The organism is Pseudomonas sp. NFR09, from assembly GCF_900111535.1.
Taxonomy (GTDB): Bacteria; Pseudomonadota; Gammaproteobacteria; order Pseudomonadales; family Pseudomonadaceae; genus Aquipseudomonas; species Aquipseudomonas extremorientalis.
In genome coordinates, this window is sequence record NZ_FOIH01000008.1 from 19,016 (window position 1) to 31,476 (window position 12,461).

Consider the following 12,461-nt stretch of genomic DNA (forward strand, 5'->3'; position numbering starts at 1 on the left):
CATGGCTACCCTGCTGGTGCTGTGCCGTTTCCTGCATTTCAGCGTCGTGTTGTTGATGTTCGGGGCCTGCGCATTCAGGCCCTGGCTGCTCGGCGCTGCACCGCAACCGGCGCTGGACCGGCAACTTGAGCGGATCACCCGGGGGTTGGCCTGGCTGGGGCTGGGCTCCGGTCTCGCCTGGCTGTTGCTGATCACCGCGAGCATGGCCGGCCGCTGGGACGCGGCATTGCAGCCGGCCACCGTACAGCTGGTGCTGGGCAAGACCTTCTTTGGCCAGGTGTGGGTGTGGCATCTGTTGCTGAACCTGCTGCTGGTGATCGTGTTGGTCAAACCATGGCCGATGATGCGCCTGCCAGTGATCGCACTGCTGCTGACGACACTGGCACCGGTCGGCCATGGCGCCATGCTGGACGGACTCAGCGGCAGGTTGCTGATCCTCAATCAGGTGGTGCACCTGGTGTGTGTCGGTGCCTGGCTCGGCGGGTTGCTGCTGCTGGTGTTGATCCTGCGCCAATCCCCGCCTGTTGCGCTGGAGCCGATCCTGCGACGGTTCAGCGGTGTGGGTTATGGCCTGGTCGCCGGCTTGCTGGTGACTGGCTTGATCAACGTGCGTGTACTCACCGGGCAACTGTGGCCTACACCGTTGTTCAACGGGTTCGCCCTGATCCTGTTGATCAAGGTGCTGCTGGTGCTGGGCATGTTGGCCCTGGCACTGCTGAACCGGCTGCGTATCGAGCGCTGTGAAGAACGCCTGGGCAGCCTGAAGGCCAGCGTGAAGCTGGAGTGGGTGCTGGGGATTGCCGCCGTCGCCGCCGTTTCCCTCCTGGGCACCTTGCCGCCGATGCTCATGGTTGACTGAAACACACCGTCATCGGGGGCAAGCCCCCTCCTACATTGAACCTCCATACCGGGCAGGTCATCGTATAACTTCTACTTGACAGCGCCTGAAAACCTCGCAAATATCGCACCCAATGTTGTACGACAACGTATGACAAATAATAAAAACAACAAAAGAAAGGGAGCTTCACTGTGAGTTCACTCGCCCGCAATTCCTCCGTTCGCCTGGGTGTTATCGGCCTCGGCAGCCTGGCCTTCACCTTGCCCCTCGCCGCTTCGGCAGAAGGCTTCGTCGACGATGCCAAAGCCACGCTCAACCTGCGCAACGCCTACTTCAACCGCAACTTCACCAACCCGAGCAACCCTCAGGGCAAGGCCGAAGAGTGGACACAGAACTTCATCCTCGATGCCAAGTCCGGCTACACCACAGGCACGGTGGGCTTCGGTATTGATGTGCTGGGCCTGTATTCGCAAAAGCTCGATGGCGGTAAAGGCACCGGCGGTACGCAATTGCTGCCGATCCACAGCGATGGCCGCCCGGCCGACAATTTCGGCCGCCTGGGCGTAGCACTGAAAAGCAAATTATCGAAGACTGAATTGAAGGTCGGCGAGTGGATGCCAGTGCTGCCGATCCTGCGCTCCGACGATGGCCGTTCCCTGCCCCAGACCTTCCGTGGCGGCCAGGTCACGTCTAATGAGATCGCCGGCCTGACCCTCTACGGCGGCCAGTTTCGCGGCAACAGCCCGCGCAATGACGCGAGCATGGAAGACATGTTCATGAACGGCAAGGCCGCGTTCACCTCCGACCGTTTCAACTTCGGTGGCGGCGAATACAGCTTCAACGACAAGCGCACCCAGGTCGGTGTGTGGTACGCCGAACTCACCGACATCTATCAGCAACAGTATTTCAACCTGACCCACAGCCAACCCGTGGGCGACTGGACCCTGGGCGCCAACCTTGGCTTTTTCACCGGCAAGGAAGACGGCAGCGCGCTGGCTGGCGACCTCGACAACAAGACCGCCTTCGCCCTGCTCTCGGCCAGGTACAACGGCAACACCTTCTATGTAGGCCTGCAAAAACTCACCGGCGACAGCGTGTGGATGCGGGTCAATGGCACCAGTGGCGGCACCCTGGCCAACGACAGCTACAACGCCAGCTACGACAACGCCAAGGAGAAATCCTGGCAGGTGCGCCATGACTTCAACTTCGTGGTGCTCGGCATTCCGGGGCTGACCCTGATGAACCGCTACATCAGCGGCAGCAACGTGCACACCGGGGCGATCACCGATGGCAAGGAATGGGGCCGCGAATCAGAGTTGGCCTACACCGTACAGAGCGGTGCACTCAAGGACTTGAACGTGCGCTGGCGCAACTCGACCATGCGTCGGGACTTCAGCAATAACGAGTTCGACGAGAACCGGCTCTTTATCAGCTACCCGATTTCGCTGCTGTAGGTTTCGGGCCGGGCGCAGACGTCGAGTCAATGCATATCCCGCATTTGAAACCCCATCGCCTGTATTAGCGTTGACAACCCAGGGAATCCCTAACGATACTTCGATATAGTCATACGACAACCTACAACAACAATGGAACCCTCATGACCACTTCCACAACCACGCCTGTTCCATTCAACCGCCTGCTGCTCACCGGTGCCGCCGGCGGCCTCGGCAAAGTCCTGCGCGAACGCCTGCGCCCCTATGCCAACGTGCTGCGCCTGTCGGACATCGCCAACATGGCGCCGGCCGCCGACGCGTCCGAAGAAGTGCAGACCTGCGACCTCTCCGACAAGCAAGCCGTGCACCACCTGGTGGAAGGCGTCGACGCCATCCTGCACTTCGGCGGCGTCTCGGTTGAGCGCTCGTTCGAAGAAGTGCTCGGCGCCAATATCTGCGGGATTTTCCATATCTACGAAGCCGCCCGCCGCCACGGCGTGAAGCGTGTGATCTTCGCCAGTTCCAACCATGTGATCGGCTTCTACAAGCAGGGTGAACAGCTCGACGCCCACTCGCCGCGCCGCCCGGACAGCTACTACGGCTTGTCCAAGTCCTACGGCGAAGACATGGCCAGTTTCTACTTCGACCGCTATGGCATCGAGACCGTGAGCATCCGCATCGGCTCGTCGTTCCCGGAGCCGCAGAACCGCCGGATGATGCACACCTGGCTGAGTTTCGATGACCTCACACAGTTGCTGGAGCGCGCGCTGTACACGCCCAACGTCGGCCATACCGTGGTGTACGGCATGTCGGATAACCTCGACACCTGGTGGGACAACCGCTACGCCGCGCACCTGGGCTTTGCGCCCAAGGACAGCTCGGAAGTGTTCCGCGCCCAGGTCGAGACCCAGCCCCCCGTGGCCGCCGATGACCCGGCCAAGGTCTACCAGGGTGGCGCGTTCTGCGCGGCCGGGCCATTCGGGGACTGACCATGACCGCTGAATTGATCGTCGACGCCCGCAACGCCGTGGGCGAATGCCCGGTGTGGGTGCCCGAGGAGAACGCACTGTACTGGGTGGATATTCCCAACGGTGGCCTGCAACGCTGGAGTGCTGCCACCGGCCATCTCGCCGCCTGGAAAGCCCCGCAGATGCTCGCCTGTATCGCCCGCACCGATGCCGGCAACTGGGTCGCGGGAATGGAAACCGGCTTCTTCCAACTGACCCCGCACAACGATGGCAGCCTCGACACCACGCCGTTGGCCGGTGTCGAACACCCCCGTGCCGACATGCGCCTGAACGACGGTCGCTGTGATCGCCAGGGCCGCTTCTGGGCCGGCAGCATGGTGCTGAACATGGGCTTGAATGCGGCCGAGGGCATCCTCTACCGCTACGCTTGCGGCGCCGCGCCCCATGCACAACTGGACGGTTTCATCACCCTCAACGGTCTGGCCTTCAGCCCGGATGGCCGTACGATGTACGCCTCGGACTCGCACCCCTTGGTGCAACAGATCTGGGCCTTCGACTACGACACCGACACCGGTACGCCCTCCAACCGCCGCGTCTTCGTGGACATGCACAACTACCTCGGTCGCCCCGACGGCGCGGCGGTAGACGCCGACGGCTGCTACTGGATCTGCGCCAACGACGCCGGCCTGATCCACCGGTTCACCCCCGACGGCCGCCTCGACCGCTCCCTCACCGTACCGGTGAAGAAACCCACCATGTGCGCCTTCGGCGGCAGCCGCCTGGACACTCTGTTCGTTACCTCGATCCGTGACGACCAGAGTCCCCAGTCGCTGTCCGGCGGCGTGTTCGCCCTCAACCCCGGCGTTGTCGGATTGCCGGAGCCCACGTTCACCCTCTAGCTGCATCGCTGTGCCTTGAATACAACAATAACAAGACAGGAGTGACACCCCATGGACTTCAAACGCACCTTGCTCGCCGCTGCATGCTTGACCCTCGCCAGCGCCGCCCACGCCCTGGAAATCAAGTTCGCCGACATCCACCCCGCCGGCTACCCCACCGTCGTCGCCGAAGAAAACATGGGCAAGGCCCTGACCAAGGAAAGCAACGGCGAACTGACCTTCAAGTACTTCCCCGGCGGTGTGCTGGGCTCCGAGAAAGAAGTGGTCGAACAGGCCCAGGTCGGCGCGGTCCAGATGACCCGTGTCAGCCTCGGTATCGTCGGCCCGGTGGTGCCGGACGTGAATGTGTTCAACCTGCCGTTCGTGTTCCGTGACCAGGCGCACATGCGCAAGGTCATCGACGGCGAGATCGGCGATGAGATCCTCGCCAAGATCACCGATTCGGAATTCGGCCTGGTGGCCCTGGCCTGGATGGACGGTGGCACGCGCAACCTCTACACCAAGAAACCGGTGCGCAAGATCGAAGACCTCAAGGGCATGAAGATCCGCGTGCAAGGCAACCCGTTGTTCATCGAGGCCTTCAATGAAATGGGGGCCAACGGCATTGCCATGGACACCGGCGAGATCTTCAGCGCCCTGCAGACCGGGGTGATCGACGGCGCGGAAAACAACCCGCCGACCCTGCTCGAACACAACCACTTCCAGAACGCCAAGTACTACACCCTCACCGAACACCTGATCTTGCCCGAGCCCATCGTGATGTCGAAAATCACCTGGAACAAGCTCACTCCCGCCCAGCAGGACATGGTGAAGAAGGCCGCCAAGGCCGCCCAGGCGGACGAGCGCGTGCTGTGGGACGCCAAGTCCGCCAGCAGTGAAACCAAGCTCAAGGCCGCCGGCGTGGAATTCATCACCGTCGACAAAAAGCCCTTCTATGACGCCACCGCGCCGGTGCGCGCCAAATACGGCGCGGCTTACGCCGATATCATCAAGCGTATCGACGCCGTTCAGTAACGCCCTCCTTCTCTAGCAAGGCCCGGCGCGGTCGGCATCGACGCGCCCGGTTACGGTGAACGCCATGAAGAATTTACTGCTGCGCATCAACGACCGCCTGTACATGACCTGTATCTGGGTCGCCGGCCTTTCGGTACTGGGGGTTGCGCTGATCATCCCCTGGGGCATCTTCGCCCGCTACGTCCTCGGCACCGGCGCCAGTTGGCCGGAACCCACCGCCATCCTGCTGATGCTGATCTTCACCTTCGTCGGCGCCGCCGCCAGTTACCGCGCGGGTGCGCATATGTCGGTGGCGGTGGTGACTGACCGCCTGCCGCCACGCCAACGCCAGATCGCCGGTATCGTCGCGCAACTGTTGATGGCGACGATCTGCCTGTTCATGGCCGTGTGGGGCACCAAGTTGTGCCTGTCCACCTGGAACCAGTTCATGAGCGCCATCCCCACACTGCGCGTGGGCATCACCTATATGCCAATCCCCATCGGCGGGCTGCTGACCCTGGTGTTCGTGCTGGAAAAACTCCTGCTCGGCGACCAGAGCCAGCGGCGCGTGGTGCGGTTCGACCTGGTGGAAGAAAACGAAGGGGCTGCCTGAAATGGATGCATTGATTCTGTTGGGCAGTTTTATCGCCTTGATCCTGCTGGGCATGCCAGTGGCCTACGCCCTGGGGATGTCGGCACTGATCGGCGCGTGGTGGATCGACATCCCGTTCCAGGCCCTGATGATTCAGGTGGCCGGGGGCGTGAACAAGTTTTCGCTGATGGCGATTCCGTTCTTTGTGCTAGCCGGAGCGATCATGGCCGAGGGTGGCATGTCACGTCGGCTGGTGGCGTTTGCCGGGGTGCTGGTGGGCTTTGTGCGCGGCGGCCTGTCCCTCGTCAATATCATGGCCTCGACGTTTTTCGGCGCCATCTCCGGCTCCTCGGTGGCCGATACCGCCTCGGTCGGCTCGGTGCTGATCCCGGAAATGGAACGCCGTGGGTACCCGCGGGAATTTGCCACCGCCGTGACCGTCAGCGGTTCGGTGCAGGCGTTGCTGACGCCACCCAGCCATAATTCGGTGCTCTACTCCCTGGCCGCCGGCGGCACCGTGTCCATCGCCTCGCTGTTCATGGCCGGCGTGGTGCCGGGCCTGTTGATGAGCGCTTGCCTGATGGTGCTGTGCCTGATCTTCGCGAAAAAGCGCAACTACCCCAAGGGCGAAGTCATTCCCCTGAAGCAGGCGCTGAAGATCGCCGCCGATGCCCTCTGGGGCCTGATGGCCATGGTGATCATCCTCGGCGGCATCCTCTCGGGCATCTTCACCGCCACCGAATCGGCCGCGATTGCCGTGCTGTGGGCATTCTTCGTCACCATGTTCATCTACCGCGACTACAAATGGCGCGAGCTGCCCAAGCTGATGCACCGCACGGTGCGCACCATTTCCATCGTGATGATACTGATCGCCTTCGCCGCCAGCTTCGGCTACATCATGACCCTGATGCAGATCCCGGCGAAGATCACCACGGCGTTCCTGACCCTGTCGGACAACCGCTACGTGATCCTGATGTGCATCAACATCATGCTGCTGTTGCTCGGCACGGTGATGGACATGGCGCCGCTGATCCTGATCCTCACGCCGATCCTGCTGCCGGTGGTGCTCGGACTGGGCGTCGACCCGGTGCATTTCGGCATGATCATGCTGGTCAACCTCGGCATCGGCCTGATCACCCCACCGGTGGGCGCGGTGTTGTTCGTGGGCGCCGCAGTGGGCAAGGTGAGCATCGAGAAGACCGTGAAAGCGCTGCTGCCGTTCTATGGGGTGCTGTTCCTGATCCTGATGGCGGTAACCTACATTCCGGCGCTGTCGTTGTGGCTGCCAAGCGTGGTGCTGTGATGCTGATCGAACTGGAAGACAACCTGACCCACCTCACCCTGGCCCCGGCCGTGGGCGCAAGCATCGTCAACTGGCGCGTGCGGGCCAGCGGCCAGCCGTTGTTGCGCCACAGCGACCAACAGGCCCTGGATACGGGCCTGCCGGGCAAACTTGGCTGTTACCCGCTGGCACCCTGGTCCAACCGGATCGCCCAAGGCGGGTTCGATAACCCCGACGGCTGGCTGGCGCTCACGCCGAACAGCATGACCGACCCGCTGCCCATTCATGGGTCGGCCTGGCAACAGGCGTGGCAGGTGGTCAGCCAGTCGGCGGACGAAGTGGTGCTGGAACTGCTGTGCGACACACCGTTCGCCTATCGCGCCGAGCAGCGGTTCTGCTTGCGCGGCGGTGAACTGAGCATCACGTTGCGGGTGACCCATCTGGCGGATAACCCCGCGTGGCATGGCTTGGGATTGCATCCCTACCTGCCGCGCACAGCGCAAACGCGGTTGCAGGCCAAGGCCTCGCAGGTGTGGATGAGTGATGCGTCGAAACTGCCCACGGGGTTGGCACCGGTACCCGCCGCCTGGGACTTCCAGACGTTGAAGACCTTGCCGGAAGGCCTGGTGGACAACGGCTTTTGCCAGTGGGACGGGCGTTGCCTGATCGAGCAGCCAGAGTTGGGCTACACGCTGGAATGCCAGGCCACCGGCGCCGACTACTTCCTGCTGTATTGCCCACCGGGGCTGGGGTTCTTCTGCATCGAACCGGTGAGCCATCCGGTGAATGCCCATCACCTGGCCGGACGGCCGGGCCTGAAACTGCTGGAACACAATCAGTCGATACAACTCAACTTCAAGCTCAAATACATACAACATGTGGGAGGGGGCTTGCCCCCGATGGCGGTGAATCAGTAACACAGTGGGTAGCTGACACACCGCTATCGGGGGCAAGCCCCCTCCCACAGTTTTGATGTGTGTTGTGTCAGGGTGGAGCGTTTTTCAGGCGCCCGGCAGTGTCGATACTGACGACCACCGACAACCCAGGCCGCAACCGCTCGCTCTCGGCCTGGTTCGGATCTACGGTGATCCGCAGCGGCACGCGCTGGGCGATCTTCACGAAGTTGCCGGTGGCGTTGTCCGCCTGCAACAGGCTGAACTCCGAACCGGTGGCCGGGGAAATATGCTGCACCGTGCCGTGGAATTTGCGGTGGTTCAAGGCATCCACCGTGAAGGTCACCGGCTGGCCGACCTGCACGTTGTCCATCTGGGTTTCCTTCATGTTGGCAATCACCCACAGCTGCGGCGGCACCAGCGCCATCAGTTGCGCGCCGGAGTTGACGTAGGCCCCCAGGCGCACGCCAATCTGCCCCAACTGACCGTCACGCGGCGCAGTGATGCGGGTGTTGGACAGGTCGATACGCGCCAGCTCCACCGCGGCCTCGGCACTCGCTACGGCAGCTTCCAGGGAGCCACGGTTGACGATCACTGTCTGCAGGTCCTGTCGTGCGATTTCCAGGCTGGCCTGGGCCTGGGCCACGGCGGCGATGGTCTGTGCATTGGCGGCGCGGGTCACGTCCAGCTCGCGCCTGGACACTGAGCCGTCGCTGATCAGTTCTTCATTGCGGCGCAAATCGGCCGTGCTTTTGCGGGCTTGTGCCTGGCTGTCCACCAAGGCTGCCTGGCGCAGCTTGATGGTGGCTTCGGCGCTGTTGCGCTGCTGCACCACATTCGCCAGCGAGGCCTTCTGCACCGCCAGTTGCGCCAGCGCCTGGTCCAGGCGCTGTTTGTAGATGCGATCGTCGAGGCGCACCAGCAGGTCACCGGCCTTGACGTATTGGAAGTCCTGCACCGGCACTTCGAACACATAGCCGCTCAGTTGCGGGCCGATGATCGTCACCTGCCCACGCACCAGGGCGTTCTCGGTGGTTTCCACGGCGCTGCTGAACGGCGGCAACTGCCAGGCATACAACACGATCAGCACCCCGACAATGGCAATCGCGGCAAACCCCAGCGATGAGACGATGCGCACCCGCAGGGAACGTGGCTCGGTGACCGAGGCGCCTGGCGGCGTGGTGCCTTCCGGGGTGGCGGCGATGGCGTTGGTGGTCGTGGTGGTGGTGGAAGTCGGTTCGGTCATGAAGAAGCGCCGCTGGGTTGAACGGGAGGGGCTGCTGTTTTGGTCGTGCTCATCAGCCACAGGCTGCGGATAAAGATCCAGATCATGGTCAGTATCGCGATGATCGCGATCAGCATGAAGACATCGTTGTAGGCCATCACGTTCGCCTCGCGGGTCGCCGCCGTGGCCAGGCTGCGAATGCCCATGAGGTTGCGCAACTCGGGGTCGGCGACAATGCCGCCATAGGCCGAACCGCCGCTCGATACCCGCGCGGCCACACGCGGATCGAGCAGGGTCAGATGCTCGACGATCATGCTGGAATGGTACTTCTCGCGCACGATCTGGAACGTGCCCAGCAACGCCGCGCCAATCAGGCCGCCGAGGTTCTGGCAGATACCGAACATCACCGAGAAACTCACCAGGTTGCGCGGGTTGGCCAGCACGTTCCTGGTGCCCAGCACCATGGTCGGCCCCAGGAAGAATGTACCGCCGAAGCCTAGCAGGAACTGGCTGACATACAGGTTCTGCGGCCGGGTCAGGTTGCTGGAAAAACTGTCCATCACCGCCCCGGTGGCCATCAGTGCCAGGGAAATCACCAGCGGCATCAGCAAATGGGCCGGGTTGATGGTCAACGCACTGACCACCAACCCGGCAATCGCCCCGGCCAGCATCACTACGTACAGGGTGTGCATCTGCTGGTAGCTCATGTTCAACATCTGCATGAAGCCTACGGCGCCGGTGGACTGCTCGGACAGCACCATGCGGATCAGGATCACTGCCAGCGCCAGGCGGATCATCACGCCGCTGCCCAGCCAGCGGGTCATCAGCATCGGGTTGGCGCGGTTATGCTCGATGGCCAGCCCGGCCATGATCAGCACCAGGGAACAGGCCGAGGCGATGCCGATCCACGGTGCTTCCAGCCACCAGTCGATGCGGCCCAGGGACAGCACGGCGCAGAGCAAGGCGACACCGGTGGCAAGGATGGCGAAGGTGAGGAAGTCGAGTTTCTCGAAGGTCTTGAAGCGGTCGCCGGGCGGGAGTTTAAGCAGGAATACGCAGCCCAGGCAGATCAGCGCCATGCCCAGTTCAAACAGATACAACCCGCGCCATTCAGCAATTTGCAGCAAGTCTTCGGAGAACAGGCGCGCCAGTGGCAACGCCAACTGCGCCGTACCCAACCCCAGCACCAGGGACTTCAAGCGCCACTTGGCCGGGAACGCCTGGATCATGTAGTACAAACCCAGCGAACTCAGCGCCGCCCCCACCATGCCATGGGCCGCGCGCACCGCGATGGCCGAGCTGAGGTCGTTGACGAACAAGTGGCCGAAAGTCACCAGGGCGTACAGCACCAGGAACACCTCGGTAAATGCACGCAGCCCGAACTGCTGGCGGAACTTCACCAGCAGCAGGTTCATGCACACGTTGGTCATCACATAGGCGGCGGGCAGCCAGGCCATTTCAGCGGTGGTCGCACCGAGTGCGCCTTGCAGGTATTGCAGGTTGGCGATGACCAGTGCGTTTCCCAACCCACCGGTAATCGCCACCAGCACGCCCACCATCGCGAACAGCCAACGCTTGTGCGTCGGGTGCAGCGGCGTAGACGGCGAACCGGGCAGGCTCGGGCGCTCGTGGGGCTCCCAGGTGTGGGGGGTGTATTTGTTCATTCGATGACTCAGGTAAACCCATACTCAGAGACAGTAAACCTGAGCGGAGTTCATCTTGCCATGTCGAGGGCATAATTGATGCGAAGAACCTGAAATGTACGAGGGCAAGTCGACTTGTCGCCCTGCCCCGCTGGGATGTCCTGTGTATTCAGATCCAGCCGAGCCAACTCCAGTAGGTCGCAGCGAATACCAGCATCAACAGGTAGCCAACCAGCGTCACCAGAACCCCCACCTTGGCGAACTGCCGCGCCGTGAACGTCCCGGTCCCCAGGCACACCATGTTCTGCGGTGCATTGATCGGCAGGATAAACCCGTAGCTCATCACAAACCCCAGGAGCATGGTCATGCCCAACCGGCTGAAATCCCCCGGCAAGGTCTGCAACACCGCGATCAGGATCGGCAACAGCGCCGAGGTCAACGCGGTGGCGCTGGCGAAGCCCAGGTGGATCAGGATCAGGAACGCACCAAGAATCGCAAACACACCCAGCGGCCCCACCTGGTCAAGCCCGGTATGCGCCACCACTTGCGCGCCCAGCCATTGCCCGGCCTGGGTGGTCAGCAGCGCCGTTCCCAAGCTGATGCCTACCCCGAACACGATCACCGTTCCCCACGGAATGCGCGACTGCACATCCTTCCAGGTCATCACGCCGATACCCGGCAATAACAGGAACACCAGGCCGGCGTAGGTGGTCGAGGTGGTGTCGAAACTGTGCAGTCGCCCTTCCGTGGCCCAGGCCAGTAGCAGCAACACCGAAACGCTCAACAGGCGCTTCTGCGCGCCGGTCATCGGCCCTATCTCCACCAGCGACTGCGCCACCGCCTCTTTACCGCCGGGGATGCTGTCGGTCTCCGGCGGCAGCAACTTGAGCACGAGGAACAGCAACACCGCCGACATGATCAACGCCCACGGCGCGCCGGCAATCAGCCAGTCGATCCACGACACGCGCTGGCCAAGCATCTTGTCCATGAAACCGACGGTGAGCAGGTTCTGCGCGGCGGCGGTCTGGATGCCGACGTTCCAGATGCTGGTGCCCTGGGCCACCACGATCATGATGCCAGCGGCGATATTCGAGCGTTTGTCCACGCCGAACGCGGCGATCACGCCCATCATGATTGGCACCACGCAGGCACTGCGCGCCGTGGCGCTGGGTACCACGAGGCTGAGCAGCACCGTCACCGCAATCGCCCCCAGCAGGATGCGTCGGGTGCTGGTACCGACCCGGCTCAGGGTCACCAAGGCGATACGCCGGTCCAGGCCGGTGTGGGTCATGGCTGCTGCGATAAACAGCGCCCCGGCCACCAGCGCCAGCGCCGGGTTGGAAAACCCGGTGAGCGCCATGCTGATCGCCGGGCTGGTGCCGATCACATGCGCGGTGTCCTGCAACGACGGCGCGGTGCCCAGCAGAAAGGCCATCAGCGACGTGATCATGATCGCACTGGCTTCATAGGACACCGCTTCGGTGATCCACACCACCACGGCAAACGCGAGGATCGCCAGCATGCGGTGCCCGGCGACCGGCAAGTCGGCGGGCACCGGCAACAGCAGCACCCCGGCCATCACCAACACGGCGATGACCAGGCCCAGGGGTAATTTGAAAGATGCCGCACTCATGGGCCACTCCAAGGCTCTAGATCAGGCCTTGAGCATGGGCTAAAAGCACCTGCGACGTGTTG

11 protein-coding genes are annotated in these 12,461 nt (G+C 62.7%); 8 read left to right on the forward strand and 3 right to left on the reverse strand.

From position 1 onward, the window contains the following. Window position 1: 1 nt before the first annotated feature. From copD to BMX59_RS18195, 8 genes are all read left to right on the forward strand, one after another. Window positions 2-859, forward strand: coding sequence for a copper homeostasis membrane protein CopD (gene copD / locus BMX59_RS18160; RefSeq protein ID WP_093124250.1), 858 nt, complete (start codon window positions 2-4; stop codon window positions 857-859). A 170-nt stretch (window positions 860-1,029) separates the two neighbouring features. After that, entirely contained in the window at window positions 1,030-2,292 is a 1,263-nt protein-coding gene (locus BMX59_RS18165; protein WP_093124254.1) for an OprD family porin, read from the forward strand. 143 nt (window positions 2,293-2,435) lie between these two features. Continuing rightward, on the forward strand, window positions 2,436-3,260 hold the full coding sequence (locus BMX59_RS18170) for an NAD-dependent epimerase/dehydratase family protein (protein ID WP_071492062.1): 825 nt from the start codon (window positions 2,436-2,438) through the stop codon (window positions 3,258-3,260). A 2-nt stretch (window positions 3,261-3,262) separates the two neighbouring features. Beyond that, on the forward strand, window positions 3,263-4,138 hold the full coding sequence (locus tag BMX59_RS18175) for an SMP-30/gluconolactonase/LRE family protein (RefSeq protein WP_093124258.1): 876 nt from the start codon (window positions 3,263-3,265) through the stop codon (window positions 4,136-4,138). Window positions 4,139-4,189: 51 nt separating this feature from the next. Continuing rightward, window positions 4,190-5,152: a TRAP transporter substrate-binding protein gene (locus BMX59_RS18180; RefSeq protein ID WP_071492064.1), complete on the forward strand. Its 963-nt coding sequence runs from the start codon at window positions 4,190-4,192 to the stop codon at window positions 5,150-5,152. A gap of 64 nt (window positions 5,153-5,216) precedes the next feature. Continuing rightward, window positions 5,217-5,744, forward strand: a complete 528-nt coding sequence (locus BMX59_RS18185; RefSeq protein ID WP_071492065.1) for a TRAP transporter small permease — start codon at window positions 5,217-5,219, stop codon at window positions 5,742-5,744. Between the two features lies 1 nt (window position 5,745). Beyond that, complete coding sequence (locus BMX59_RS18190; protein ID WP_092244716.1) at window positions 5,746-7,026, forward strand: TRAP transporter large permease; 1,281 nt, start codon at window positions 5,746-5,748, stop codon at window positions 7,024-7,026. Continuing rightward, entirely contained in the window at window positions 7,026-7,922 is an 897-nt protein-coding gene (locus tag BMX59_RS18195; protein ID WP_093124263.1) for an aldose 1-epimerase, read from the forward strand. Before BMX59_RS18190 ends, BMX59_RS18195 begins: the two co-directional genes overlap by 1 nt. Before the next feature lie 67 nt (window positions 7,923-7,989). Here BMX59_RS18195 and BMX59_RS18200 read toward each other — a convergent pair whose 3' ends face one another. From BMX59_RS18200 to BMX59_RS18210, 3 genes are all read right to left on the reverse strand, one after another. Beyond that, window positions 7,990-9,144, reverse strand: coding sequence for an HlyD family secretion protein (locus BMX59_RS18200; protein ID WP_093124267.1), 1,155 nt, complete (start codon window positions 9,142-9,144; stop codon window positions 7,990-7,992). Continuing rightward, window positions 9,141-10,787 (reverse strand): MFS transporter, encoded by a 1,647-nt coding sequence (locus BMX59_RS18205; protein WP_093124271.1) that lies wholly within the window; start codon window positions 10,785-10,787, stop codon window positions 9,141-9,143. The genes BMX59_RS18200 and BMX59_RS18205 overlap by 4 nt, the downstream gene beginning before the upstream one ends. 148 nt (window positions 10,788-10,935) lie before the next feature. Then, entirely contained in the window at window positions 10,936-12,399 is a 1,464-nt protein-coding gene (locus BMX59_RS18210) for a DASS family sodium-coupled anion symporter (RefSeq protein ID WP_093124275.1), read from the reverse strand. Window positions 12,400-12,461 lie beyond the last annotated feature (62 nt).